The following is a 26,418-nucleotide window of genomic DNA, read 5'->3' as shown; positions in this document are numbered from 1 at the left end:
CAGCAACGTTCAGCGGCTCCGCGGCGGCGCTTATGCCGTCACGACAGCTCGCTCACCGCCCCCTCCAGCGCCCCGGCGACCATGGCTAGCGTCCGCTCCACCTGGGCCCGCGCCTCGGGCGTGAACGTCTCGTCGTCCTCCGCGAGCAGATCGAGCTGCTCGGAGACGTACGAGGCGAGGGCCGGCTGGGACGACTCGAGCGCGGCGGGCTCCTGCTCCAGCGTGCGCAGCGCGCCGAAGTCCACCGCGGCGAGGCGATCGCCGAAGGCCTGGTCGAACATCACCCAGGTCTCGAACGCCAGCTCCTGCGCGGCGCCCGCGCCGGACTCGGGCAGCGGCGCGGCCTCGAGCCAGGCGACGAGGTCGGGCTGCACGTTCATGAAGCGATCGCGCCGGCGCTGCACCTCGCGCGGCGCCTGGGCGGCGAGATGGCGCCAGACGGCCTCCACGAGCTCGGGCGCGAGCTCGGTGCCGCTCTGCGAGCCGCGGTCGGGCAGCTCCGGCAGGGGCTCCTGCGCGGCGACCACGTTCGCCGGCGGCGGTGACTCCTCCTCGGGGCCGCCGCCCGCGGCGACGCGCGCCCACAGGCCGAAGAGGTTCGCGTAGAGCCGGCGCGCCTCGTCGGGCGAGGCGAAGTGCGGCTCGCCGGAGAAGACACCCGGGATCACCGCGGAGCGCGGCTCGCCCGCCGCCTGCGCGCGCCGGAACGCCTCGGCGACCTCGGCGGCGTCGTGGCGCGAGCCCGCGCGGGCGAGCAGCGCGGTCAGCACCTCGGCGCCCTCGTACGCGGGCGGAATGCCCTGCGCGGCGTCGCGGTCGCGATCGCGGTCCTTCGGGGAACGGCGGCTCATTTCTCCTCCCGGTGCGCGAGCGCGGCGAGACGGCGGACGACCGCGCGCGGCATGAAGCGGACGGCGGTCGAGGTGAGGCGGTAGACGGCGGTGGGGACGTGGACGACGGCGCGCCGCTCGATCTGCGCGAGCGCCTCGCGCGCCGCCTCGTCGGCGGTGAGCAGCCCCGGCACGCGCGCGAAGCGGCTCCCGACCCCGGCGACCTCACCGAACTCGGTCGAGACGGGCCCCGGGCAGTAGGCGCCGACGTACACGCCCGTGCCGCGAAGCTCCTCGGCGAGCCCCTCCGAGAACGACAGCACGAACGCCTTCGTCGCGCCGTAGACGCTCATGTAGGGCGTCGCCTGGAAGGCCGCGGCCGACGCGACGTTGAGGAGGACGCCGTCGCCTGCGGCGCGCAGGTCGGGCAGGAGCGCGTGCGAGAGGAGGACGAGCGTCTCGCAGTTCAGCCGGATCATCTCGCGCACCCGGGCCGGGTCGAGCCGCTCGAACTGGCCGTAGGCGCCGAAGCCGGCGTTGTTCACGAGCCAGGCGGCGCCGCCGTGCTCGCGCGCGGCCTCGGCGACCTTCTCGGGCGCACCCTCCCGGGCGAGATCGACCGTGAAGGGGATGATCTCGGCCTGGCCGAGCGCGCGCGCCTCGGCGGCGAGGGTCTGGAGCCGCTCGATGCGGCGAGCGATCGCGAGCACGGGGCGGCCGCGGCGGGAGATGTCGCGGGCCAGGGCGGCGCCGATGCCGGCAGATGCGCCGGTGACGACGGCCAGCGTGGGACGAGGGTCGGTCGGGGACATGCGCGCCGCAAGGATAATGGCGATCGGGCGCGGTGGCGCGTGGGGCGACCGGCCGGGGCGTCGATTCGTCGCTCTCCGCCGGATTCGACTCGTCCCGGCCGCCAAAGGCGAGAGCCCCGCCTTACGGACGGGGCTCCCCCAAAGACGGCGCCGTGGCGCCTACTGGCAGGCGTTCCCGCCCTGATTCTCGACCGGCTTGCAGGCGGGGCCGCGGATGCCGCTGTTCGAGCGGGAGATGCACACCGGGGTGCCGCTCGTCGTGTCCCAGAAGTTGGCGGGCACCCACTGCTCGCTGCTGGCGCCCTCGACAGGCTGCAGCGTCACGCCCACCACGCTGCACACGAGCTGGCCCTCGTAGGAGGACGAGGTGCAGGCGGAGTTGCCCGGCTTGTTCGTGGCGGTGAGCACGAGCGTGACGTTCTTCGGCGCACACGCCGCGGAGCCGCCGCTGCAGGTGTCGAACGAGCGGCCGCAGCCGTCGCAGTGGTGCGTCCGGACGTTGCCCGTCGTGCAGTTGCAGCCGGACAGGTCCGCGTTGACGTTCCAGAGCCAGCCGCCGACGGGCTTGCCCTGCGCGTTCCTCGCGACGGGCGTCACGTCGGCCGCGTTCTGGATCGAGAACGTCTGCGTGCTGCAGCCGTCCACGACGACCGCGAGCTGCGCGTCGGCGAGCGGGTTCGGGACGAGGACCTGATCATAGAAGCCCTTCGAGAGCTGGACGGTCACCTGGAGCGAGCCTTCGGTGAGGTCCCCGGCGCTCGGGCTCAGGATGATGGCGGGGTCGGCGGCGAGAGAGAGGGAGGGGACGGCGAGGACGACGAGTGCGGCGAGGCGCATGCGAGGGAGTGCTCCGAACTGCGGGGATGCTTGGCACTCTCCAATGGAGGCGGAGGTGGGCGATATCGCGTGGGTGTGTGACACTCTGCCGCACTACACGACGCCGCCTCACCTTCCGCTGCCGCGTCTTTCGCGTTCGTCGCCAAGCTGCCCAGACACGAGCGCCCTCTCCCCGCTGCTCGCGGGAAGAGGGCGCGGAGACTCCGGACCGCAAGCTAGTTGTCGTCGTCTCCGTCCGGCCCGCTCATCGGACAGTTCGGGTTCGGGCAGTCACCGCCCATCATCCCCATCCCCATCCCGCCGCCCATCCCTCCGGCGCCCATGCCCATGCCGGGCATCCCCATGCCGCCACCGCGCATCATCATGCCGCGGCCGCCCATGCCCATCCCCATGCCAGGGCCGGGGCCGTGCCCGAATCGCCGCTGGAAGCGCTCGAGGAAGAGCACCGCGCGGGCGCGCTTGTCGGGGGTGAGGTCCTTCACGAGCGCCTGCGTCGCGTCGCGATCGATCGACTCGAGCTGGCCCCGGGTGGCGTAGAGCCGCTGGATGGCCTGATCGACCTCGGCGGCGGTGACCTTCTCGCCCGACGCCGCGCGGCGCAGGGTCTGGTTTGCCTCCATGAGCTGCTTGTGCGCGGCGAGGCGCTTCTCGTCGGACCTGGCGAGCTGGTCGGAGAGCTTCACCGCCTCGGCCGGCTCGAGGTCGAGCGCCTCGGCGAGCCCGAGGGTGCGCGCGACGCGCATGCGCCGCTCCATCCGCTCCGGATCGGGCTGGCCCATGCCCATGCCCCGCCCCTGCCCGCGCATCGGGCCGGCACCAGGGCCCGGGCCCGGCGGCTGCGCCTGCTGCGCGCCGCCCGGCTTCGGCGGCGGTTGCTGCTGCTTCTGCGGCTGCCCCGCCTGCGCGAAGGCGGCGAGCGGGAACACGAGTGCCGCGATGAGGAGCTTCCTCATACGTCTCTCCCTTCCTTGTCGAACGGGCCGCGGCCGGGGTGGCCGTGCCTCACTGCACCGCGGCTTCCGCCGCGAACGTCGTCTCCTCGCCCTCGGCGAGGGACTGGAGGACCGAGCTGTCCTCCCAGAGCTCATCGGGATCCGGCTCCTGCCACGACGCCGCCTGGACCTGGGCCGTCGCCTGCCCCGCCCCCGCGACGGACGCGGAGGCGAGCTCGGGGTGGTCGCGGTCGCCGGCGGCCCCGCCCAGCGCGAGCGCCGGGCCGCGCAGCTCGACCGCCGTGCCGGAGTGGCCGGCGACGTCGCTCACCCGCGGCAGCTCGCCGAGCTGCGGCCGCCGCTCCCCGGTCACGAACGGCAGGAGCGGCACGAGCGAGAGCGCCGCCACCGCGCCCATCGCGAACGCGATGCGCCGGAGGACGCCGCGCCGCCGCTCGCCCTGGCGCACGGCCTCGACGGCGCGCTCCGGCAGGTCGGCGAGGACGCGCCGCTCGGCCGGGGTGGGCTCCGGCAGCCGCGCGAGCCGGAGCACCTCGGCGCTCGCCTCGACGTCGTCGCGGCAGGCCGGGCAGCTCGCGAGGTGCGCCTCGAGGCGGGCGCGCTCCTCGCCGCGCAGCGCGTTCGCCGCGTGGAGCGAGAGGAGCACGTCGTACTCGCTGCAGGCGGGCGCGGAGCTCATGGCTGGCCCTCCGGGGCGAGCGCGGCGCGCAGCTTTCGCGTGGCGTGGTGGAAGCTCACGCGCGCGGCGTTCTCGCTGATGCCGAGCGTGTCGGCGATCTCGGCGAACGGCAGCTCCGCGTCCACGCGCAGCGTGAGGACCTCGCGCATGCGGCGCGGCAGGCGGACGACGGCGGCCCGGACCGCGGCGGCGCGCTCCGCCTCCTCGAGCGCCTCGACCGCGACGGCCGGGTGGGCCTCGCTCGGCCCGAGCGCCTCGAGCGAGGTGCGCCCGAGGCGCAGCTCGTCGCGCAGGTGGTTCTTCGCGAGGTTCACGGCGATGCGCACGAGCCAGCGGCGGAAGGCGAAGCCCTCGCGCTCGCCGCGGCGGAGCGTGCGGCGCGCCGCCTCGAGGGCGCGCAGGAAGGTGCGCTGCGCGAGGTCGCGGGCGTCCTCCGGCGTGCGCGCGTAGCGACGCACGATGGAGAGGACGAGCCGCTCATGGCGGCGGACCAGGTCGCCGAACGCGTCGTCGTCGCCGACGAGGAACGCAGCGAGGAGCGCGTCGTCGGGAGCGCCCTCGCCCGGGGACGCTCGCGCCGCGCCGCCGGGGAGCACCCGGAACGCCGGTCGTCGCGTCCTGTCTCCGTCGTCAGGCATGCCGTTCGCGCGGGCCACGGCTCATGAGACCCCTTGCCCGCACAGAAGTTAAAAGCTACTCCTACCGGCCGATTTCACGCTCCTTTTCGGGGCGAGACAGGATCACCATGCTCGACCTCAGGGCCGTCGCCCAGGACTTCGAGAGCTTCGAGAGGAAGCTCGCCCGACGCGGGGAGGCGGCCGTCCAGGCGATCGCCCCCGTGAAGCCGCTCGCCGCGCGCCGCCGCGAGCTCAACGTGCTGCTCGAGAAGCAGAAGAAGGAGCAGAGCGACGCGAACGGCCGGATCCGCGAGCTCATGCGGACCGACAAGGCCGCCGGGGAGAAGGCGCGCGCGGAGCTGCGCGTGCTCGGCGACGCGGTGAAGGCGACCGAGCAGGAGCTCGGGCAGGTCGAGGCGGAGATCGAGCGGGTCCTCCTGCTCGTGCCGAACCCGCCGCACGAGTCGGTGCCGGACGGGAAGGACGAGCACGACAACCGCGTCGTCTCGACCTGGGGCGAGAAGGCGAAGCTCGACTTCACGCCGAGGCCGCACTGGGAGCTCGGCGAGGCGCTCGGGATCCTCGAGTGGCAGCAGGCCGCGAAGCTCTCCGGCTCGCGCTTCACGATCTACAAGGGCGCCGCCGCGCGCCTCGAGCGCGCGCTCGCCGCGTTCTTCATCGACGTGCACGCGAGCCGCGGGTACACGGAGATCCTCCCGCCGTACCTCGTGACCGCCGAGACGATGACCGGCACGGGGCAGCTCCCCAAGTTCGAGGAGGACCTCTTCAAGACGCAGGGCGAGTCGCCGCTCTACCTCATCCCGACCGCCGAGGTCCCGGTGACGAACATGCACCGGGGGGAGATCTTCGAGGCGAACCAGCTGCCCATCTCGTACTGCGCCTGGACGCCGTGCTTCCGCGCCGAGGCGGGCGCCGCCGGCCGCGACACCCGCGGCCTCATCCGCCAGCACCAGTTCCACAAGGTGGAGCTCGTGAAGTTCGCGAAGGCGGAGGAGAGCTACGCCGAGCACGAGAAGATGGTGGACGACGCCTGCGAGGTGCTGCGCCGCCTCGGCCTCCACCACCGCGTGTCGCTCCTCTGCGCGGGCGACATGGGCTTCTCGTCCGCGAAGACCTACGACATCGAGGTGTGGTGCCCGGGCCAGGACGCGTACCGGGAGATCAGCTCGGTGTCGAACTGCGAGGACTTCCAGGCCCGCCGCATCCGCGTGCGCTACCGCGGCGAGGGCGGGAAGCCGCGGCTCGCGCACACGCTCAACGGCTCGGGCGTCGCCATCGGCCGGACGGTGGTCGCGATCCTGGAGCAGTACCAGCAGGTGGACGGGACGGTCGTGGTGCCCGAGGCGCTCCGGCCGTACATGGGCGGGCTCGAGCACATCGCGGCGCAGGCGTTTCCGCGGGGGGTGGAGAGGTAGCGGGCGCCTGCCCTCCCCTCCTCCGTTCGTCCCGAGCGTGGCGAGGCCGCAGGCCCGAGCGGAGTCGAGGGACCCCTCCTCCGAACCGCCCGCCGTTACGCGAAATCGAGGGACCCGAGCCCCTCCCCTCGCCTCCCACCCGCCGCCGTGCTTCTCCCCTTGATCCCCGCCCGCCGGTGCCGTATATGGGCCGTCCGCTCGCGCGCGCCGGAAGGCGCCCGCTGGCAAGGTTTCGGAACGAGGACGGATTCGGAGGAGTGGCCGAGCGGTTTAAGGCGGCGGTCTTGAAAACCGCAGAGGGTTCACGCCCTCCGAAGGTTCGAATCCTTCCTCCTCCGCCAGGTGAAGGAGAACGAGGGTTCGGAAAGGTGGCCGAGAGGCCGAAGGCGCTGGTTTGCTAAACCAGTATACGGGGTAACCTGTATCGAGGGTTCGAATCCCTCCCTTTCCGCCAGTCAGTCGTGCAGCAACCCGGCCCAGCGCATCGCGGCCGGCACAGTCGAATAGGCTTCAAGGGCCCTTAGCTCAGTTGGATAGAGCGTCGGACTACGAATCCGAAGGCCAGAGGTTCAAATCCTCTAGGGCCCGCTAGTAAATCCGAGGCCTTGCGTGCTCAACCGCGCAAGGCCTCGTGCTTTTTTGGAGCTTCTTACCGCCTCCTGCCGCACCGCGTTGACCCCTTCGGCTGGCTTTCTGGCCAGCTCTTGTCTAGTCCCTTCGGGTGGAGAATTCGCCCCGAAGCGCCGGAACGGCCCCCTCCCGACGCGCCGCGTCGATGCGCTCCACGGCGGCCTTGAGGTCCCCCTCGTCGACGATGTTGTAGCGGTCGAAGACGGAGCGGGTCTTGTGGCCCGAGAGCTTCATCACGACCGACTCCGGCACGCCGCTCCGGCGCGCGTTCGTGACGAACGAGCGGCGGAGGTCGTGGAACCAGATGCCCGCGTAGCCGGCGCGAGCGCAGGCGCGGCGGAGCATCTTGTTGTGCTCGCTCCACGGCCGGCCGGTGTCCGGGTTCACGAACACGTACGGTGAGTGGAGCTGGCGCGGGTTCTGCCGGAGGATCTCGAGCGCGCGGCTCGTGAGGTAGACGACGCGTGCCTCGTTCGTCTTCGTCTCCTTCGCCGAGAGGCGGATGCACCCGAGCGTCAGGTCCACCTGCTCCCAGCGCAGGAAGCGGAGCTCGGTCTTGCGGAGCCCGGTCTCGTAGTCGAACTCGATGACGGGGGCGAAGGCGGGCGGGGCCGCCTTCAAAACCCGCTCGAGCATGACGGGCTTCAGCACCATGTCACGGGTGTTCGGCTCGTTGAGGAGCGGCACCCCGGCGATGGGGTTCCGCACGAGCGTCCCGCACTCGACCGCGTACGAGATGCAGCGCTTCAGGAGCGCGATCTCGCGGTCGACGGTGCCCGGGGCCGGAGGTCCACCGCGGCGGGTGGGCTCCCTGAAGCGCTTCTCCCGGTACTCCTCGATGTCCTTGCGCGTGAGCTTCGCGGCACGTCGCTCACCGAGGTGCTCGACGAGGTGGCGCGCCCGATCGACGTCGGACCGCCAGCTGTCGTTGTCGCGGCGCGTGATCGGCTCCCAGGCCTTCCAGCAGTCCGCGACCGTGATCTTCGCCTCGAGCTGCCGGTCGAACCAGCGGCCCTCGAACGCGTCGATCTCGAGCTTCGCAAGGAGCATCTTCGCGTGCTGAAGGGTGGGGATCTTCGTCCTCACCCGCTTCAGCTGCCCGTTGGGCAGCTTGATCCATGCATCGAGGCCGAACAGCGTTCGGCCGTCCTTCTCGTACTGAAAGACGCCCATGAGCTTCTCCTTGGCAGGCGGGCGTCGGTGGCGATTCTACCGCGGGTCGCCGGGCCGTGCTGGCGCCCGGCGACCCGCGCCAGCCGCCTACCGACGCGCGAGCAGGGCGTCGAGCTCGGCCCGGTAGAAACGCATCCGCCGCGACCCGAGACGGTGCACCGGCACCTGCCCGCGGCGGACGGCCTGGTACAGCGCGCGGATGGAAGGCAGGCGGAGATACGTGACCGCCTCGCCGGCGGTCATCGTGTCGACCTCGCCGTTCGCGGGCCGCGCCTGGTCGGCGGTCCGCGCCGAAGTCATCGCCGTGAGCTCGCCGCGCAGCGCCTTCATCTCGACCCGCAGAAGCTCGCACGGGTTCGCGACCCCGCCGCACGCCGAGCAGTGCACGTCGGGCGCCGCCGGCGCCCTGTAGTCGCGATCGCGCTCGAACGCGCACGGCAGGCAGAACCAGGCGGCGTCCTTCTTCGCGGTCGTGAGGCTAGGCCACATCGTCCGAGCCCTCCTCCTCGCCGTCGACGCCGCCGTCCGCGAGCCGCGGAGCGTCCGCCGCGATCGGCTCGCCCAGCAGGTTCGCGGGCTGGACCACGACCACCTCGTCGATGCCATGCAGCGTGCGCGGCACCGTCTTGCTGCGCTCCGCGAGCGCCGCCGTGATCGCGTCGGCGTTGTCGATCGCCGCCGCCGCGAAGTCGAGCGTGGCGCAGGCAAGCCCGCCCTTGTTCACGCGGCACGCCTTCGCGGCGCGCCGGAGCTGCTTCGAGGACTTCTCGAAGATCGCGTCGACACTGATCGGCCCGGCGCCCTTCACCTTCGTCTTCATGAGTGTGCTCCTGGAGTGTTTGGTGGCGCAATGGCCACCTGATCCATTCAAGCGTCGAGTTCGTGGAAAGCAATAGGGCCGGTTCATGATTCCGGAACACGGCAATGGGCGAGCTCACCCAGCGCGAGCTCGCCCACTCTCGGCGCATGAGGACGGGGACGGCCAGGGTGTGCGTGAGCACTCCAGCACCGCGTCGAAACGGGCTGAGCAGAGATCCCCATCGAACGATTCGAGTTCCCCCGCACTGCCGGTGCGAGATCCCCAACAGCGGCGCCCGAGAGAAATCCAAGCTAGATGTCGGATTCGGCTGGGAGATCCCGAAACGCGCTGGTGGGGAACACCGGACGGCGTTCCCCACCGGGCTCTCGCACGCCCGGGACACGCCCGCGCGAGTTATCGCGGCGAAGAGATCCCCGGATCAACGAGACGCCACCGCACAGACGACGCCACGAGTTTCATCGCGATCACGAGACCATCACCGGGGATCTTCGTGCGTGCCTGGAGAACGTTGTTCGCTGCGAGGGATCACGCCAGCGAAGGTGAGAATCGCATTTCCGGTGCAATTCTCTTGGGGAACTCTGTTGCGCCCGCGAGCGGCGGGACGCGGCAAGTCGACGATTCCTCAGCTGAAAGCACCGGAGCGGCGGTGAAGCACTCGGCGAGACGGTGGAATCGCGCGTCGCGGAAGATCCCCGCCGGGCGCCTACGCGGGGTAGGCAGTGACTGTAACCGCCACCGCACGACAGCTCGTGTCGGTGAGCGGAGTACCATCGCGGGATGTTGGTGGAGGTCGTCGGGATCGGCGGGGCCGGGCTGCAGTCGCTACGCCGCATCACAGAGCCGGGCCCCGCGCCGAGCTGCTCGCAATCGACACGGACGCGTCCGCTCTCGACGCGTGTGCCGCGCCGGCGAAAGGTGCGCGTTCCGTGCGCCGCTCGCCCAGTGACTCCGTGGCCAATACGCTAGTCGGCTAATGCCCTGCGCCCCGAGCTCTAAGCCGCGCTCGGTCATCCCACCGTCGTCGTCATCGCCGCCGGGATGGGCGGAAACACCGGAACCGGGATCGCCTCGCGAACGTTCGCGACGGATACGGTCGGAACGTCTTCAAAAAGAACGGGAGCGAGCCGAACGCAGTCGGTAGGTGGTCCACGTCCCCGAAGCTCGTCGGCGCGCAGCGACCGCAGGAAAGATGGGTGCCGCCCATGACTTTGGGGCCTTGACGAGGTCATGGGGGCCACCTGCTACGGTCCAGCCATGCTCCGACATGCGAGGACCACAATGCACTTCGTCGAACGGCAGCCGTTCATTCGCGAGAAGTCGTGCCGCTCCTGCGGCAACCACATCTTCCTGCTCGGTACGCGCGAAGGGTACTTCGTGCCATTCGATTCGACCGCGCCGTGGCTCAAGCACGCCTGCGTGGTGGCTCGCGCCGTCCCGGTGACCGTCTCGGATTCAGACATCGAAGCGGATGCGCTAGTCGAGTTCAGACAAGCGACGCCTGCAATGCGCGCGTGTCTCCTGCAGGCTCTGGAGACGGAGCTCGGAGTGGCGCGCGAGGATGAAGCTTTCGTTCGCGAGGTGCTCGACCGCGGGGACGCGGAGGAGATGCAGGCGTACGCGGACCTCCACACCGAACTCACTATGGCCCGCGCCCGAGTGGAATCCTGCGCGAGGTTGCTGTGCTGGATGCACGCGACGCTCACTACACTGCCTTACCTGGCGTGAGCGCGGTCGCTGACTCCCGCGTCGATCGGGAAGCGCGATGACACCTCAGGAGCTCAAGCCGTTTCACCTGTGGGGATTCCTGTACGCGCTCGGGCTCATCCTGCTCTTCATCGGGATGTGCGGCGCGGCGGCCCACTGACGCGACCCGCACGTCATGGTCGTCTTCCCGAGCACGCCTACGGGTTTTCCAGGGGGGCGGCCGCCCGCTGATCTGCGGCTCCATGGTACCGTTCTCCTTGCTTCGGGGGAGCCCGGCTCGACGGCCGGACGGCCGTGTCCGTCTCCCGGCCAGAATCACCGGGGGAGAGACCCGCCGATGTCGCACCCGATCCTCTGGACGCTCGCCGACTGGGCCCGCGCCGTGGCCGCGCCGCCTGCGGAAGGCGCCCTCCCGCAGCGAACTGTGATCGTGCCGTCGGAGCGCCACGCTCACGCGCTCCGCTGCGAGCTTGTCCGCGCCGGCGCGGCGCGCGCTCTCGCGGGGACCCGGTTCCTGGGCCCGCTCACCGCTGCGTCCGAGGTGCTCCACGCAGGCTCGGTGCCGCTCACGCTCGGCGAGGACGAGCTGCGTCCCGCGCGCCTCGTCACCCTCCTCGCGGAAGACCTCCCCCTCGACTACTTCGACCTCGAGCTCGTCCGGCGGACGCGCGGCTGGGACGTCGCGCTCGCGCGCGCCATCGGCGAGCTCGAGTCCGCCGGGCTCGGCCCGTCCGATCTGCCGACGGACGAACCGCGGGCGCGCGACCTCGCGCTCCTGTGGAGCCGCCTCGACGCCGCGGGGCCGTCGAGCTTCTCCCGTGCGCGCGTATACCGCGAGGCGACCCGCCTGCTTGCCAAGGCGTGGCCGCATCGCGGGCCCGTCCTCGCGGTCGTAACCGGTCACGAGAGCGCGGTCCAGGCCGCGTTCCTCCGCTCCATCCCCTCGCTCACGCTCGCCGTGCAGGCGTCGAGCCCGCGCCCGCCGGGGCTCGTCAATCGGGTCCGCGCGCTGTACGGCGACACCGCGGCAGACGCGCTGGCGCGCGCGGAGCCGCCCGCCGACGACGGCTCGGAGCGAGGCCTGCTCGCGCGGTACCTCTTCGGTGACGTGGATGCGCTCGCGGATCCCGCCCGACGCCGCAGCGCCGCGCCCGACGGCACCGTGGCCCTCGAGGAGCACGCGGGCGTCGACGAGGAGCTCGACGCGGCAGCGGACTGGGTGGCGAGAGAGATCGCGGACCGCGGGACGCCGCTGGAGCGCATCGCGGTGCTCGTCCCGTCGCTCGACCCGCTCTCGCCGCTCGTCGCGTCACGGCTCGGCTCGTTGCCGTGGCGCGGCGGGGCCATGCCGGTGCACGTCGCCGGCGGCCTCCCCGTCACAGCGACCGCGGCCGGCGCACGCGCGCTCGCGGTGCTGCGCGCGCTCAACGACCACCTCTCTGCTGCCTCGTTGGCGGCCGTGCTCCCGTCGCTCCGCTGCGAGGGCGATCGGGGTCACCTCTCCCACGGAGAGGCGATGGAGCTCGCGTTCTCGCTCGGCACCGTCGGCGGCAACGGCGCGCGCCCGGAGGGGGCGCTCGAGTGGGCGAGCCGCGCGGCCGCGCGCGAGGCGGAGCTCACGGACGCGCTCGCGCGCGAGCGGACGGACGAGGATTCCGCGGAGCGCGAGCGCTGGCGGCTCGAGCGCGCCCTCGAGAATCTCCGTGCGGTCCGCCCGGCGCTCCTCGCACTCGTGGAGGTCGCGCGGGCCCGCGTCGAGGACAGGCCTCTGCGCGACGTCTGGGAAGCGCTGCATGGGTTCCTCCGCGACTGGCTCCTCGCTCCAGGCGAAGGCATTTCGGTCGCGGAACGGCTCGACGCCACGCTCGCCGGTGCGTGCGCCGGTGCAATCGGCGACATGCTTCGCGGACCCGACGCGCTCGAGCTGGTTCAGGACCATCTTTCGTCGCTTCGCGAGCGCGGGACGCGCTTCGGCCACCCCGCGGTGTACGTCGGGACGATCGCCGGCGCGGCGGGGCTCGCGTTCGACGCCGTTCGCGTCGTCGGGCTCTGCGAGGGCACGCTGCCTCCGGCGCCGCGCGAGGATCCCGTCCTGCCCGGCGCGCTCCGTGCGCGCCTCGGCCTGCCCGGCCCCGCGCTGCGCGTCACCGCGGAGCTGCAGGCGCTCCACCGCGTGATCCTCGCCGCCTCACGCGTCGTGCTCTCGGCGCCTCGCGCCGACCTCTCGCGCACCGAGCGCGAGCCCTCCTCGGTGTTCATCGAGGCCGCGGCCGCGCTCGGGCGCCCCAATGCCGCCACCGGCGAGCGCACGAGAACGATCCCGGACCTGGAGGCGATCCGGCGCGACGCCTTCGCGCCGGCCCGCACCGACGCGGCGCGCTGGCGCGCCTCGTTCCCGGTCGGCGACGCGCGCTGGCTCGCGCGGATCGCGGACGGTGTGCGCGAGTTCCCACCCGGCTGGCGCGCCGAGGCGGCGGTCGATCTCGCGCGCCTCGCTGCGCTCGCGCGGCGGCGCGTCGAGGGCAAGTGCGATCCCACCGCGCCGTTCCCGCGCGTCCCGGGGATCGATCCGACGCGGCCGATCTCCGCGTCAGCGCTCGGGACGCTGCTCTCCTGCCCCGGCCGCTTCCTGAAGCAGCGGATCCTCGGCTGGGACGAGCCCGCCGCGGCGCCCTCCGTCCGCGAGCTCGACGCGCTCGCATACGGGAGCCTCTTCCACCTCGCCGCCGAGCGCTTCTACCGCGAGCACGGCGCCGCCTTCGTCGCCGGCGACCGGACGCTCGGGACCTGGCTGAAGAGGTCGGATGCGATCGCGGAGGAGGCGTTCGCGGAGCTCCTGCGCGAGCACCCGCTCGCGGGCGTGGGGCCGCGCGCGCGCGAGCTGCGGCGGCTCCGCGAGGACCTGCGGTCGTTCCTCCGCTACGACTGGGAAGGCCGCGAGGGCCGCACGTTCCACGGCGTGGAGCTCCCGTTCGGCGAGCGCGAGCCGGTCGCGCTCGACCTCGGCGACGGGCTCGTCCTCCACGTCCGCGGCTACGTCGACCGGGTCGACATCGAGGGCGGCGTCACGCTCGTGCGAGATCTCAAGACCGGGAAGCCGCACCCGCGCGTGAAGGACGAAGCGGGACCGGTGCCGGGGCGCGACGTGCAGCTCGGGCTCTACAGCCTCGTCGTCGCGAAGCTCGCCGGCCGCTGGGGCATCCCGAAGAAGGTCCAGGCAGCGTACGCGTACGCGGACGGCCGCGGCCACCCCGAGCGCGCGTTCCGCGAGGACGCGAAGGCGCTCGTCACCGCCACGAAGGAGTGGCTGCGGATCTCGGCGGGGCTGCTCGCGGCGCGGTCGTTCCCGTCCACGCCCGTCCCGAAGGATTGCGAGTGGTGCCCGTTCACCCCGGCGTGTGGCGACGAGGCACCCGCGGTGGCTGCCGAGGCGCTCGCGGACGAGGACGGACCGCTGGCCGCGTTCCGCGACCTGAAGCTCGGGACCGAGGAGATCCGATGAAACCGCGCCCGCCCGCGCCCGACCAGGACCAGCGCGACCTCGCGATCCGCGCGCGCGGCACGAACGTGCTCGTGGACGCCGGCGCCGGCACCGGCAAGACCACGATCCTTGTCGCGCGCCTCGTCGAGCTCGTCGCACCGCGCGACGACGGCGCCGCGCTCGAGCTCTCGCGCATCGCGGCCATCACGTTCACCCGCAAGGCCGCGGGTGAGCTGCGCTTCCGGATCCGCGAGGCGCTGCTCGCGGCGCTCGCGCCGCCGGACCTGACCACGGTGCGGCGCCGCAGGCTTGCGGCCGCGCTCGGGACCCTCGACACCGCGCACGTGGGGACGATCCACGGCTTCGCCGACCGGCTGCTCCGGCTGCGCCCGGTGGAGGCTGGCATCGGGCCCGAGGTGGAGATCGTCGAGGACGAGTCGGAGCTCGTCCACGAGGCAGTGACGCTCCTCCTGCAGGCCTCGGAGTCGGGCACGCTCGGCGACGAGCTCGCGGGCTGGTGCGCGCCGGCCGACGCGAAGGTCGCGGCGGCGGCGATCGACGCCGCGCTGACGGCGCACCTGCGCGTCGAGACCAAGGACCTCGGGTGGTCGCAGAAGGAAGGCCTCGAGGCGCTCTTCGGCGCGTTCATCTCGTCCCGGGACGTCACCCCCGCGTTGGCGCCACCCCCGAAGGCGAACCTCGCCGCGTTCCGCCGCTACGCCGACGAGTTCCTGCGGCTGGCGAAACCGGTGAAGGGGGGCGGCGCGGGCTCCCGCTGGTTCCGCGACGCCGCACGCGCCATGCAGCCGCTCCTCGAGGAGGGCGATCCGGCAGTGATCGTGCGCGAGCTCGGGCGCGCGCTGCGCCACCCCGACTCGATGCGGAAGAGCGTCGAGCTCGTGGACGATCCCGAGGGCTGGGACGCCTGGAAGGCGTTCGACGGCGACGAGCGGAAGACGCCGGTCCGCGATTCTCCACTCCGGGACGACCTCGTCGGCCCGCTCCATCGCTGGCTCGCCGGGCGCCTCGTCGCGGCGCGGCCCGCAGTGCTCGCCGCGTACGAGAAGGTGAAGGCGCGACGGCGCGCCGTCGACCAGCTCGACCTACTTCTGAAGCTCCGGGACCTGCTCCGGGACGACATGGACGTCCGGCGCGAGGCGCAGGCGCTCTTCGACCACCTCTTCGTGGACGAGTTCCAGGACACCGACCCGCTGCAGGCGGAGGTCGTGCTCTTCCTGGCGGAGGACGGCGCGCGCGCGAAGGCGTGGGACGAGGTGGTCGTCGCGCCCGGGAGGCTCACGCTCGTCGGCGACCCGAAGCAGTCGATCTACCGGTTTCGCCGCGCGGATGTCGCGACGTACGCCGCCGTCCGCGCGATCGTGGAGCGGGGACCCTGCGAGAAGGTCTCGCTGTCGGCGAACTTCCGCTGCCTGCCCGGGATCGTGTCGTTCGTGAACCATCGCTTCGACGAGATCCTCGGGACGACCGAGGGCGGGAAGCCCGTGTTCAACGAGGAGCAGGGCACCGTCGCGAACGAGCCGCTCCTCGCGGGCCGCGCGGGCGCCGCTGCGGGGCGCGTCGCGGTGCTCCCGATCCAGCGGGGTGAGAAGGAGAAGGTGGACGTCACCCGCGCGAATGAGGCGCGCGCGCTCGCCTCGTGGCTCCGGTGGACGGTCGAGGGGCAGCGCCGGGAGATCGTCGATCCGGTCACCAGGGAGACGCGCCCGGCTGGCTACGGAGACGTCGCGATCCTCGCCGCCTCGACCTACGGCGCGGACGTGCTCTTCGAGGAGCTCGACCGCCAGGCCATCCCGTGCGCGGCGCGCGGCGGCGTGCTGTTCCTCTCCGATCCGCTCCACCGCCGGTTCCTGCTCGCGCTCCGCGCGATCGCCGACCGCGACGACGGCGTTGCCCAGTCCGCGCTGCTGCGCCCGCCGCTCTTCGCGCTCGAGCTCGCCGACCTCGCGCGCGAGCGCGCGGCGTCGGCACCCGGCGCGGAGGAGCCGGAGGACGAGGCGATCCGGCGCATCCGCGCCGCGCGCGCGCTCGTCGTCGAGCTCCGACGGCGGCGCCTCGAGCGAAGCCCCGGCGCGACCGCGCGGGACCTCCTCGAGCGGACCGCCCTCGGGCGAGTGGTGGCGCTCGGGCCGAACGGCGCCCAGCGCTTGGCGCGGCTGCGCGAGCTCTGCCACCAGCTCGACGCGATCGCGGTCGCCGAGGGGCTCGACTACGACGCCGTGACCGCGCGCGTGCGCGAGTGGGCGCTCGAGCCGGTGCAGCTCGATCCACCGCGGCCGGTCGCGAGCGCGGCGGTGCAGTTCCTCACGATCCACCAGGCGAAGGGGCTCGAGTTCCCGATCGTCGTCGTCTGGGACGCGTGCCGGCGATGGGACGGCCGCGACCAGCGCCGCACGTGGGCGGTGGAGCGCGACGGCGCGGCCTGGACGCTCGCGATCGACGGGCTCGAGTGGGAGGAGCCGGCCGAGGCCGGGCTCGCCGAGCGCGAGCAGCGCTACCTCGCCGCCGAGCGGCGGCGGCTCGCCTATGTCGCGACGACCCGCGCGCGCGACCTCCTCGTCCTGCCGGTCGCCGCGCCGGGCGACGGGGCGTTCGTGAAGACGACCCTCACCGCGCGCGCGCCGCCGGAGCTGCTCGATGTGCTCCCACCGTTCGACCCCGCCGAGCCGCCGGAGTGGGGTGCGGTCGAGCCCGCCGGCGAGCCCGGCGAGCCCGGTGACGCGGACGCGCTGTTCGACGACGTGTCGGCGCGCTGGGAGGCCACGACGTCCGACGCCGCGCGCCCGCGCTTCGCGCCCGCGGCGGTATCGGGCGAGGCACACCGGATCGTCGAGGAGCGCGACGAGGAGGCCGGCGCCGTCCGCGCCCACCGCCCGGGCCGCTTCGGCGCGGTGTTCGGTGAGACCGTTCACCTCGCCATCGGCGCGGCACTCCGCGAACCCTCGTTGTCTCCGGCGGAGGCGGTCGCGCGCGCCGCGCGCCTGACTTCGCTCGACGAGTACGCGACCGACGCCGCCGAGGACGTCGCGCGCGCCCTGCAGGCCCTCACCGACGCCGGCCTGCGCCGTGCGCCGGGGGCGGATCTCCAGCTCGAGTATCCCGTCGCGTTCGCCAGCGAAGGCAAGCTGCTCACCGGCTACGTGGACCTGCTCGCCGCCGCTGCGGACGGCGTCGTCACGGTGATCGATTTCAAGACCGACGCGCCGCCGGAAGGCGACGTGTACGAGACGCACCCCGCGTACGTCGAGCAGGTCCGGAGCTACGGGCGGATCCTGAAGGAGCTCGGTGTCGCGCGCGAGGTAAAGGGCGGGTTGCTGTTCACCGCGACCGGCACGATCCATTGGGCGTAGTCACAGCTGCACCTCGCCCGGCACCTCGCGCTTCGGCCGTTCACGCCGCGGTACGCCGGGATCGCGATGCTGCTGCGCGTCCGGCGTGGGCGCCGCCACTCGAGCCCTCCTCCGGGCGGGAGTGCACTTGCCGCACTCCGCCGCGAGCACCAGGACCCCCCACAGCATCAGGATGATCCCGAAGGGCCCCGGTCGGTAACCGGATGCCATTGGATCGCCCCCTCCCCCTGCTACGGAGAGGCATGGCCCGGCGCGCCGCCCCCCGCGACGCGCCGGGCCTGCCCTTCCCCCGCCTACGACCTCGAGCGCTTTCTCGTGAGCGACGGCCGCGAGCTGGTCGCGCGCCGCGTCGTGTCCGCGTCGCCCGGCTTCGGCGCGCCGAACGCGTCCTCCATCGCGCGCTGCGATGAGCTCTTCGTCCTGCGACCGCTCCGCTCGAGGAGCGCCTCCACCTCCGGCGCGACCATGCCCGCCGACGCGCGCGTGAACCCCTTCCGCATGCTGGCGCGCGTGGAGGTGCTGCGCGCGAACGCGGCCGAGTCGGCGATATCGTGGAGCACCTGCTCCGACGCGTCCGCGAGCACCTGGTGCCCACGGGCGATCGCCTCCTGGCAGAACACGCCGACCACCTGCTGGGCGCCAGCGTAGTCGCCACGCGCGGCGCGCTCCTCGGCCTGGATCTGTGCGCGCACGAGCTGCGCGGCGGCGACCGCCTCGTCCACGTCGCGCGTGGGCTCCACCTGCTCCTCGCCCGCGGGCACCCGGCGAACGTCCACCGCGAGCTCGAACGTTTCCGCACGCGAGCGGAGCGTGTCCACGGCGACGAGCGTGTACCGTCCGCTCACCTCGACGACGCGCATCGCGCCAGGCGCGTCGCGCCGGTCGAGGTGTACCCCGAGGACGATCTGGCGCAGCTCCTCGCCCAGGAGGTCGGGCAATTTGATGCGCACGCCTCCGCCGTCCACCGGCGTCGAGTCCACGTCGGAAACGACGTCGGTGAGCGACGCGCCGGGCGCGGGCCGCACCACGAGCTCGAGGTCGCGCGCGTACGTGGAGAGCAGCCCTCCGAGCTCGCGGGCGAATGCGGACAGCGCGTCCTCCGGGTTCCGCACGAGCGCGTAGTTCCCCTTCCCCTTCGTGGAGAGGTCGCGCAGGAGCTCGTGGTCGGCGTCCTCGCCGTAGCCGAACGCGGAGACGGTCGCCTTCCCGAGGTTCGCCTCGAGCAGGCGCAGGACGTCGCCGTGCGCGGTGGCGGGCCCCGTGTTCGCGAGACCATCGGTGAAGAGGATGACGCGTCGTGGGAGCGCCTCCGGGATGCGCGGGTCGTTCACGAGCTCGAGGCCTGTGAGCATCCCGCCGGCGAGGTTCGTCTGCGCCTGCGCGTGGAGCTCAACGATGCGTGCCTTCAGCTCCGCCTTCCGCGCGACGGTCATCTCGACCGGCGGCGCGACGACCGTCACCTCGGTCGTGAAGACGACGAGGCCGCAGAAGTCGCCGGGCGCGAGGTGGTCCACGAGCTTCGTGACCGACTGCTTCGCGTACGCGAGCTTCGCGCCCTGCATCGACCCAGACACGTCGACGACCGGCAGCACGCAGACGGGAGGCCGGCGCGACTGCCAGTCGACGGCGGGCGCCTGGAGCTCCAGCAGGAGGTGCAGGTCCTTCGATTCGTCGAACCGGATCTTCTCGTGGGTGAGGCGGGCGGTCGTTTTCATGTGCACGAGGTTACGAGGGGGACGGACACGCTCAGGCCCTCACCACCGGCTCCTTCCGGACCTCCTCGAAGAACTGATCCGACGTGTTCCGCAGGTACGCGAGCGCGCGATCGAGCAGCCCCGGCTCGAGCGCGGTCTTCACGATCGCCTCGTAGCAGAAGCGCACCGCGTCCCCGTCGGGGTGCACGACGGTCTTCACGACCTTCATCGACGCGTTCAGGTGGTTCGCCACCGCGAGGAGCTTCTGGAACTCGTGCCCGGACTCGACCGAGTAGTCGAGCACGACCCCGACGAACTCGGGATCATTCTCCTCCAGGAGGATCCGGTATCTCAGCCGCTCGGCCTTGAACTCGACGACCGTGGCGTCGTCGTCCTGCACCTTCGGCCGGTATCCCTCGTTCGCGAGCAGCTCGACCCACCGTTCGTTCACGCTCATCCGTCCCTCCGTGCTCCAAAGCGTCGCACGGGGACGGACATGGGACGGCGCGCGTCAGCGATCCACCGTCACGAACCGCTCCGGCACGAGCTCCGGCTCGCCGTCGAACCGGTACGCGCACAGCGGACCTCCGAGGGCAACGCTGTAGTCGACGCACGCGACGCGCGGCGCGAGTGGTGTTGGGACGCCCCGGCGCCAGTAATGGCCGATGAAGACGGGCTTCGGGTCGTCGTACCCGAGAAACGCGTGCGCAGGGATGGGCGTGTCCGGGAGCTGCCCGGCCTCGGCGGGTCCGAGCAGCGCCGCTCTACGGTAGGTGGTCCGCGCCGCGTCCCACCAGCTCACGCGCACGCGGTCACGCCGCTGTCCGCGCTTGTCGAGGAACGTGCGGCCCTCAGGCATCGGGACCTCGAGCCCCTTCGCGAGCGCCTCGACGGCCTTGAAGACGCTCGGCTCCGGCGTGTCCTTCTCCGCGAGCTCCGCGGGCTCGATCGTTGCCTCGGCGAGCAAATCTCCGGGGAGCGTTTGCCCTTCCCGGAGCTGCGGCGCGAGCCAGCGCAGGAAGCGCTCGTGCCAGCACGCGTGCACGACGCGCAACTCGGGCAGCTCGAGCCAGAGCGGGAGGTCCAGGAACCAGTCCACGAGCTCGCGGTGGAGCGCGGGCTGTCCGTCGACCGCAGCGAGGAACGCGGCGTGCTGCGCGCGGTTCTTGTCGTTACGTTCCCGGTAGCCCAACGCCCACGCGATCGCGTTCAGCTCGTGGTTGCCCATCACGGCGACCGCGAAGCCTGCGTCCACCATGCCGCGGATGATGTCGACAGTCTCGAGCTGCTGCGGACCGACATCCACGAAGTCACCGACGAAGGCGCCGGTCCGGTCCGGATGGCGCCACGCTCCGGCGTGCTCGCGGTACCCGAGCTTCCGAAGCAACGCGACGAGCGCGTCCGCGTGGCCGTGCACGTCGCCGATGACGTCGTAATTCATGTCGTGCTCGGGTCACAGCGAGTACGGGTCGAGGTTGTCGCACGGCCCGATCTCGCCGACGAACCTGTGGACCTCGGTCCGATGTCGCCTCTCCGTGCCATCCCGAATGCTGCAAGGGCGTAAGAAACGCCAACAGCCGGCCTGGAGAGGCTAAGACCTCGCCGCGTTCCCGCTCGACGCGCTAAACGGACCATGCGGAGAGGTGCCGAACGTTACGGCGATGTCCAGCGGCGACGCCGCCCAGTGTGCAACGGCGTCAACGAGCAGAGCCGCCGCTCCCCGCAGATTCTCGATGCTTGCCGGCGCGGAGACGGTTTGTCCCTTCTGATCACGCTGGCTCACTCGCGGCCATAGGCTACCCTCACCAGGCGGTGGCGCCGCCTCGACGTGAGACATCCAGCCACGGGGCCCTGGTGCGCACATCGCGAACGCGAACGGCTCTGGGTGAGGCTCCCAGCCACCGCGCTCGATGACGACGAACTCTCCGCGCGCGACAGCTTCGGGCAAGACTGCCCGCAGCCACTCACACAGTTCTGCCCAGGCAGCAGCTGACGTCTGTGGTGCAGACGGTTTCTCGGCGATCGGGATGGCTTGGGCGCCTGCGAGCGCCTGGTCAGGTGCAGCGCTTTCGGTGTGTAGGCGCGAAGGAAGCAGGAGAGTTCCAGCCGATCGCGCGACAAGACCTACTTCACGAAATCGGCCTCTCTCTATGCTCGTTCGAGCTACCACTCCGCGGCCGAGCAATCGCCTCGCGCGCTCAGGGTCGTCCAGCCGCCACACGACAGAGTCCCCCTTTACCCACCCACGGACGTGCCCTTCAACGACAGGGCTCAGCAGGGCTGTTTCGAGCGTCTGTCCGGGTTTGAGGGTTGTTCGACTGTTCCGGCGTCGTGTTTCCCACGCCTTCCGCGCCGCAGCACCTCTGTCGGTATTGCCAGCCATCGGCATCTCCTCCGAGGGTTCGAACGCTACCAGGTGACCGGAGGATGCGACCGCGACATCTCGCCGTTCACGAAACGGGTGAATCCAATTTGGCTCAGCTTTTCCGAGCGCTCCCGATCAGTACGAGCGTGCCTGACTACGTCCGCCCGCAGTCGTTTGGGAGGCGAGATGGCGAGCACCACCCCACCGAAGGGATGCGCCTCGACGGGTGTTTTGCTTCCGAGAAGATTCGGGAGAAGCTCTCGAGACGGGGACACACGGAGGAGAAGGCATGTCGGACTTCGGCGACAGCGACTGGCCGTTCTGCTCGAACCCGAGGTGCATCGGGCCATCTGAGAGCCGGTACGGCGGACTGTGTCAGCGGTGTCGCGAAGCCGGAATGCGAGCTCCACCACCGCCAATCCACCCTAAACGCGCTATTCCCATTAGGGCGTACGGACGTTGGCGCGGGCGACGCAAGCCCACGGCGGTTTTGTCGAAAGACAGCGCGCGTGGCTCGACTGAGTAATTTCAGAGCGCGTTTGCAGAGCCAGTCGCCGGACACGCGACCGCCGCGCTGCAATCGAGCGGAGCACCGCTCTCGCAGTGCACAGCACTTTCTGATCGCATTGAGCTCGACATATACGGGCCAGCGATGTCATGGGCGTTCGTTCCGCGCGTTTAGTCGCGGGGAGCAGGCTACGCGTCGTAACGCCGCGGCGCGCCGACCGTGTCCGCCCCGGGTGGATGCTTCGCACATGCGGATCCCGCGGATTCCGGAGCTGCCGTGAAACGCGCCGTGCAGGGAACGAACGCGGCGGCACCGGTCCCGGTCCTGCTCACGGTCGCACGCGGAATACGACACAGCCGCCGCGTACGAATCCTGTACCGCGACGCCGGCGGCGCGACGACGGCGCGCGACGTGGAGGTGCGCGGGGTCTCGTTCCAGGACGGCTGGTGGTACGCGCTCGTCCATTGCCGGCTCAGGCGCGCGGAGCGGCTCTTCCGGCTCGACCGTGTCCTCGACGCACGCGTCACGACCCGGCCCGCGCGGCCCCCGCCGACGTACGGCTTCGACGCGGCCTTCTTCGCGTCGGTCGAGTACCTCACGCCCGGCGCCCCGGTCGCGCACCTCGCCTCGATACGGCTCACGGCGCCGCTCGCCTCGGCTGCGACCGCGATCTTCCCCGGCGCGATCGCGGAACGATCCGGACGCACCGTCACCTGCCACGTCCGCGTGAGTCGGCCCGAGGTGCTCTCCGACCTCGTGAAGACCCTGGGTCCCGAAGCGGAGTGGGTGCACGCCTCGCTGCCGCCCGCCGCGTGGCCGTGAAGGCGCGGGCGGATCGGCCGTCGGGTACACTGCGCCTGCACATGCCGAAGCCCGACGCGCGCGCCGCGGAGCGGCGCCTCCTCAAGCTCGCGGCGTGGTTCCTCCACCACGGCCCCGCCACCCGCGACCAGGTGTACGCCGCGTTCTCGCGCGACTACATCGGCAGCGACGCATCGAAGGAGAAGAAGTGGACGCGCGACAAGCGGGACCTCGCGCGCCTCGGCGTGCCGCTCCGGTTCTCGGAGGACGACGACGGCACCTATCGTGTCGAGCCGAACGCCTTCTATCTCCCGCGCCTCTCGTTCACGCCGGCCGAGGCCGCGGTGCTCGCGACCGCCGCCGGCGCGTCGCTGCGGGACGGCGACCACCCGCTCCACGACGAGCTGGAGTCCGCGCTCCGCAAGCTGGTGGTCGGCGGGGGTTGGAAGCCGCCCCGCGCGTCCGACCTCGCGCGCGGACGCGACGGTGCAGCGCCGGCGAAGCTGCGGAGCTGGCTCACCGCAGTGCAGGACGCGATCGAGGATCAGCGCGCGCTTCACCTCTCGTACTGGGTGCCCGCGCGAGACGAGCTCACCGAGCGCGACGTGTCGCCGTACGGGTACGCGTGGCGTCGCGGCGAGTGGATGCTGGTCGCCTACTGCCACGCCCGGAAGGCGGTCCGCGTCTTCTACCTGCGCCGCGTGCGGGGGATGAAGAGCGCGCCGCGCGCTGGCTACGTCCGGCCGCCGGACGATTTCGACGTGCGGCGGTGGTCGCGGCAGGAGCCGTGGGACTATCTCGCGCACGAGCCGCTGGAGGCGGCGGTCCGGTTCACGGGATCGCTCGCCAAGATCGCGCCCCGGCTCGTCCCCAGCGCTCGACTCTCGACCCAGGCAGACAACGCTCGCGTGGCTCGGTTCGTCGTGCGCGACGTGGACGGCCTCGTGCGTCAGTGCCTGGCGTGGGGTGCCGAGGCCGAGGTGCTCGAGCCCGCACGCGCGCGCGACCGCGCGCGGGAGATGCTCGGCGCGATCGGAGGTGCGCCGTGAGCGACAACGCCCTCGCGCGGACGCGGCGATTGCTCGTGCTCATCCCGGCGGCCTGGAAGGCCGGCGAGCGCGGGCTCACCCTCGACGCCGCCGCGCGGCTCACGGGCACCACCGTCGACCAGGTGCGGAAGGACCTCGAGGCGCTCGACGGGCTCAGCCTCGCACCCGCGTTCCCGGAACACGAGCTGCTGCTCGAGATCGAGAACGATCGTATCCACGCCTCCCTCACGATGCAGCTCGTGGAGCCGCCCGGGTTCGCGCTGCGCGAGGGCGCCGCGCTGCTCGCGGCGCTGCGCCCGTTCGAGCGAGACGGCGGACCGGCGGTGAGATCCGCCAGCCGCAAGCTGCGCCAGGCGATCCCGGCGTACCTGCGCGGCAGCGCCGACGAGCTCGCGCGCGCGACGGACTTCCAGGTGTCGCCGCCCGGGGAGTGGGCCGACGCGCTCCAGGAGGCGATCGACCGGCGCGTCGAGGTAACCATGGAGTACCGCGCGACCGCGACCGCGGACGCCACGCGGAAGGCGCTCGAGCCGCGACTCCTGTTCGCCCAGGAAGGGCACTGGTATCTCGCCGCCTGGAACGTCGAGAAGCAGGAGGAGCACCTCTACCGGCTCGACCGCGTCGTGTCGGTCGTGCTCGGGGACCGCGTGTTCGGGCGACACCAGGGACCGCCCGCGGAGCGGTATGCGAAGGGACGGCTCTACTTCGAGTCGGGGACGGAGCGAGCAGTGAAGGTCCGGTTCCGCGGCGTCGCCGCGAAGCTCGCGGCCGAGCGCTGGCGAGCGGAGCCGCAGCCCGACGGCAGCGTGGTCGTTACCGCGAAGCTCACGCCCGGACCGTACCTGTACGGCTGGGTCCTCGGATTTGGCGGCGAGGCGGAGGTCGTCGAGCCGGCGGACGTGCGTGACGCGTTCCTCGCGCACGTGGAGGAGCTCCGGTCCACGTACTCGGCGGTCCCTGCGAAGGTCGGCGCCTGATGGCGGTGCAAGGACTTTGGCCGCGCGAGGCGCCGCGCCCCGGCTCCTCGTACGCGGAGGCCGCGGTGTGGAAGGCGCTGCGGACGGGGCTGCCCAAGGGCTGGACGGCGTGGCACTCCTTGCGGCTCAGGGATGGCTCTTCCTGGCTCGGCGAGGGCGATTTCGTCGTCGCGGATCCCCGTCGCGGTGTGCTCGTCCTCGAGGTGAAGGGCGGCGATATTACCGTCCATGACGGGCGGTGGTTCAGCCGGAGCCAGCCGCTGGACAAGCCCCCGCTCCACCAGGCGCTCGGGTTCGTGAAGCTCCTGCAGCGGCGGCTCGCGGCCCACTCGTGCCAGGCACCGGCGATCGGCGCCGCGGTGTGCTTCCCGGATACGGAGTTCGAGCGACCTCCCGGGGAGGACATGCTCGCGGGCGTGGTCGTCGGGAAGGCGCAGCTCCCGTGGATCGGCGAGGCCCTCCCGACGCTGTTCGAGCGCGCGATCGCGCCCCGCGTCGACGAGGTCGGGTCGTGGATCGATCGCATCCACGACTTTTGGGGCGAGACGTGGGTCCCAGCGCTCACCCTCGGGATGCGCGCGAACGCGCTGGGCGAGGATCGGTTCGCGCTCACTGAGGCGCAGCTCGACGTGCTCGACGGGCTCGCGGAGAACGAGCGCGTCCTGGTCCAGGGCGGCGCCGGCTCCGGCAAGACGCTCCTCGCCGCCGAGGCCGCCCGTCGCGAGGCCGCCGCCGGCCGGCGCGTGCTCCTCCTGTGCTTCACGAGGCCGCTCCAGCGCTGGCTGCAGCGGCGGCTCGCCGGGACCGGGGTCGAGGTCCATACGGTGAGCGAGTTCGCCTGGTCGACCGTGCACGATGCCGGCGCGACGACGGCGCCCGCCGACAGCACCGACAGCGCGCACTGGCGCGAGACGCTCCTCGCTGCCGGCGATCGGGCGACGCCCGACTGGGATTCGGTGCTCGTCGACGAGGCGCAGGACCTTCAGGAGGAAGCGTGGCTCCTCGTGTCCGCGCTCACGCCGGCCGGGAAGCGCCTCTGGGCCTTCCACGATCCGGGGCAGGCGTTCTGGCCGGAGCGGACGCCGCCGGCCGACGTGTTCGCAGGTGCGACGCGCTACAAGCTTCGCGCGGGGAAGCGCTGTCCGCCGGGGATCCAGGCGTTCGCGAGCCGATGGCTCGGCGAGTCCTTCGACAGCGCCGCGCTGAAGGCCGCGTGGGACGAGCGCGTGCTCGGGGCCGTCGAGAGCCCGAGCCCAACCGCGGTCGCGGACAAGATCGGCGCCGAGGTGGACCGGATGCTCTCGGAGGGGCTCTCGCCGGGCGACATCGGAATCGTCTCCCTCCGCGGGCAGACGGCGAAGGACGCCATCTTCATGCGCGAGAAGATCGGCCGGCACGAGTTCGTCCGCGCCGACGCGCCGGACGCGTCGGAGAAGCTTGTCGCGGACTCGTTCCTGCGTTGGAAGGGCCTCGAGCGGCCGGCGGTCATCGTGACCGACCTGCCCGCGCCCGGCACCGAGCTGAAGCAGCTCGGCGTGAGGATGTACGTCGCGCTCACGCGAGCGATGGTGTGCGCAAGGTTGGCGGGGACTCGGGTCCAGGTCGAGGCGATCCGGGGCTGAGTGGCCGCGAGCACCACTCTTCCGAGCGCCACTTACTCGCCTCACCTTCCGACGGGCGACGG

At 72.0% G+C, this 26,418-nt stretch carries 21 protein-coding genes and 3 tRNA genes; 11 read left to right on the top strand and 13 right to left on the bottom strand.

Annotation, left to right across the window (positions count from 1 at the left end; all coding sequences use genetic code 11):
- Positions 1-38 precede the first annotated feature (38 nt).
- The 6 genes from MNZ39_RS01425 to MNZ39_RS01400 all read right to left on the bottom strand — a co-directional run bounded on the left by MNZ39_RS01425 (position 39) and on the right by MNZ39_RS01400 (position 4,749).
- The gene (locus MNZ39_RS01425) at positions 39-851 is read right to left on the bottom strand and encodes a hypothetical protein (protein ID WP_242333404.1); all 813 of its coding nucleotides are present in this window, start codon (positions 849-851) and stop codon (positions 39-41) included.
- Positions 848-1,642, bottom strand: a complete 795-nt coding sequence (locus MNZ39_RS01420; RefSeq protein WP_242333402.1) for an SDR family oxidoreductase — start codon at positions 1,640-1,642, stop codon at positions 848-850. The genes MNZ39_RS01425 and MNZ39_RS01420 overlap by 4 nt, the downstream gene beginning before the upstream one ends.
- A 159-nt stretch (positions 1,643-1,801) precedes the next feature.
- The gene (locus MNZ39_RS01415; RefSeq protein ID WP_242333400.1) at positions 1,802-2,479 is read right to left on the bottom strand and encodes a hypothetical protein; all 678 of its coding nucleotides are present in this window, start codon (positions 2,477-2,479) and stop codon (positions 1,802-1,804) included.
- A 215-nt stretch (positions 2,480-2,694) separates the two neighbouring features.
- Entirely contained in the window at positions 2,695-3,432 is a 738-nt protein-coding gene (locus tag MNZ39_RS01410; RefSeq protein ID WP_242333399.1) for a hypothetical protein, read from the bottom strand.
- A gap of 49 nt (positions 3,433-3,481) precedes the next feature.
- On the bottom strand, positions 3,482-4,111 hold the full coding sequence (locus MNZ39_RS01405) for a zf-HC2 domain-containing protein (protein ID WP_242333397.1): 630 nt from the start codon (positions 4,109-4,111) through the stop codon (positions 3,482-3,484).
- The gene (locus tag MNZ39_RS01400; RefSeq protein WP_242333395.1) at positions 4,108-4,749 is read right to left on the bottom strand and encodes an RNA polymerase sigma factor; all 642 of its coding nucleotides are present in this window, start codon (positions 4,747-4,749) and stop codon (positions 4,108-4,110) included. Before MNZ39_RS01400 ends, MNZ39_RS01405 begins: the two co-directional genes overlap by 4 nt.
- Before the next feature lie 107 nt (positions 4,750-4,856).
- Here MNZ39_RS01400 and serS point away from each other — a divergent pair, with 107 nt between their 5' ends.
- From serS to MNZ39_RS01380, 4 genes are all read left to right on the top strand, one after another.
- The gene (gene serS, locus MNZ39_RS01395) at positions 4,857-6,164 is read left to right on the top strand and encodes a serine--tRNA ligase (RefSeq protein ID WP_242333393.1); all 1,308 of its coding nucleotides are present in this window, start codon (positions 4,857-4,859) and stop codon (positions 6,162-6,164) included.
- A gap of 251 nt (positions 6,165-6,415) precedes the next feature.
- A tRNA-Ser gene (locus MNZ39_RS01390) sits at positions 6,416-6,505 on the top strand.
- Between the two features lie 21 nt (positions 6,506-6,526).
- A tRNA-Ser gene (locus MNZ39_RS01385) sits at positions 6,527-6,618 on the top strand.
- A gap of 60 nt (positions 6,619-6,678) precedes the next feature.
- Positions 6,679-6,752, top strand: a tRNA-Arg gene (locus MNZ39_RS01380).
- Positions 6,753-6,872: 120 nt separating this feature from the next.
- On the opposite strand, the gene MNZ39_RS01375 is transcribed toward MNZ39_RS01380, so the two are convergent.
- The 3 genes from MNZ39_RS01375 to MNZ39_RS01365 form a co-directional block, all read right to left on the bottom strand.
- Positions 6,873-7,967, bottom strand: a complete 1,095-nt coding sequence (locus MNZ39_RS01375; protein WP_242333391.1) for a site-specific integrase — start codon at positions 7,965-7,967, stop codon at positions 6,873-6,875.
- Positions 7,968-8,054: 87 nt separating this feature from the next.
- A complete protein-coding gene (locus tag MNZ39_RS01370; RefSeq protein ID WP_242333389.1) occupies positions 8,055-8,456 on the bottom strand; it encodes a helix-turn-helix domain-containing protein in 402 nt (133 codons plus the stop codon).
- A complete protein-coding gene (locus MNZ39_RS01365; RefSeq protein WP_242333388.1) occupies positions 8,446-8,787 on the bottom strand; it encodes a hypothetical protein in 342 nt (113 codons plus the stop codon). Before MNZ39_RS01365 ends, MNZ39_RS01370 begins: the two co-directional genes overlap by 11 nt.
- A gap of 1,278 nt (positions 8,788-10,065) precedes the next feature.
- Here MNZ39_RS01365 and MNZ39_RS01360 point away from each other — a divergent pair.
- The 3 genes from MNZ39_RS01360 to MNZ39_RS01350 all read left to right on the top strand — a co-directional run bounded on the left by MNZ39_RS01360 (position 10,066) and on the right by MNZ39_RS01350 (position 17,340).
- Positions 10,066-10,512: a hypothetical protein gene (locus tag MNZ39_RS01360; RefSeq protein ID WP_242333386.1), complete on the top strand. Its 447-nt coding sequence runs from the start codon at positions 10,066-10,068 to the stop codon at positions 10,510-10,512.
- 316 nt (positions 10,513-10,828) lie between these two features.
- Positions 10,829-13,993: a PD-(D/E)XK nuclease family protein gene (locus MNZ39_RS01355; RefSeq protein WP_242333384.1), complete on the top strand. Its 3,165-nt coding sequence runs from the start codon at positions 10,829-10,831 to the stop codon at positions 13,991-13,993.
- Entirely contained in the window at positions 13,990-17,340 is a 3,351-nt protein-coding gene (locus MNZ39_RS01350; protein WP_242333382.1) for an exodeoxyribonuclease V subunit beta, read from the top strand. Before MNZ39_RS01355 ends, MNZ39_RS01350 begins: the two co-directional genes overlap by 4 nt.
- Here MNZ39_RS01350 and MNZ39_RS01345 read toward each other — a convergent pair whose 3' ends face one another.
- From MNZ39_RS01345 to MNZ39_RS01330, 4 genes are all read right to left on the bottom strand, one after another.
- Complete coding sequence (locus MNZ39_RS01345) at positions 17,341-17,550, bottom strand: hypothetical protein (protein ID WP_242333381.1); 210 nt, start codon at positions 17,548-17,550, stop codon at positions 17,341-17,343. It lies immediately after the preceding gene.
- A gap of 83 nt (positions 17,551-17,633) precedes the next feature.
- A complete protein-coding gene (locus MNZ39_RS01340; RefSeq protein ID WP_242333379.1) occupies positions 17,634-19,055 on the bottom strand; it encodes a VWA domain-containing protein in 1,422 nt (473 codons plus the stop codon).
- A 31-nt stretch (positions 19,056-19,086) separates the two neighbouring features.
- Positions 19,087-19,491 carry a YbjN domain-containing protein gene (locus MNZ39_RS01335; protein ID WP_242333377.1) on the bottom strand — a complete coding sequence of 135 codons (405 nt, stop codon included), beginning with the start codon at positions 19,489-19,491 and terminating at the stop codon, positions 19,087-19,089.
- A gap of 54 nt (positions 19,492-19,545) precedes the next feature.
- Positions 19,546-20,475, bottom strand: a complete 930-nt coding sequence (locus MNZ39_RS01330; RefSeq protein WP_242333375.1) for a metallophosphoesterase — start codon at positions 20,473-20,475, stop codon at positions 19,546-19,548.
- A gap of 1,708 nt (positions 20,476-22,183) precedes the next feature.
- On the opposite strand from MNZ39_RS01330, the gene MNZ39_RS01325 reads away from it, so the two are divergent.
- From MNZ39_RS01325 to MNZ39_RS01310, 4 genes are read left to right on the top strand one after another with little or no spacing between them, the layout of a single operon-like run.
- Positions 22,184-22,729, top strand: a complete 546-nt coding sequence (locus MNZ39_RS01325; protein ID WP_242333373.1) for a YafY family protein — start codon at positions 22,184-22,186, stop codon at positions 22,727-22,729.
- Between the two features lie 41 nt (positions 22,730-22,770).
- Positions 22,771-23,757, top strand: a complete 987-nt coding sequence (locus MNZ39_RS01320) for a YafY family protein (protein WP_242333371.1) — start codon at positions 22,771-22,773, stop codon at positions 23,755-23,757.
- Positions 23,754-24,734, top strand: coding sequence for a YafY family protein (locus tag MNZ39_RS01315; protein WP_242333369.1), 981 nt, complete (start codon positions 23,754-23,756; stop codon positions 24,732-24,734). Before MNZ39_RS01320 ends, MNZ39_RS01315 begins: the two co-directional genes overlap by 4 nt.
- The gene (locus MNZ39_RS01310) at positions 24,734-26,356 is read left to right on the top strand and encodes a nuclease-related domain-containing DEAD/DEAH box helicase (protein WP_242333367.1); all 1,623 of its coding nucleotides are present in this window, start codon (positions 24,734-24,736) and stop codon (positions 26,354-26,356) included. The genes MNZ39_RS01315 and MNZ39_RS01310 overlap by 1 nt, the downstream gene beginning before the upstream one ends.
- Positions 26,357-26,418: the final 62 nt, after the last annotated feature.

Origin of the sequence: Anaeromyxobacter sp. SG66 (assembly GCF_022690805.1) — a bacterium.
In the GTDB taxonomy this organism is placed as follows: Bacteria; Myxococcota; Myxococcia; order Myxococcales; family Anaeromyxobacteraceae; genus Anaeromyxobacter; species Anaeromyxobacter soli.
Note: the sequence above shows the minus strand (reverse complement) of the source record. Positions and strands in the feature narration are given on the sequence as shown.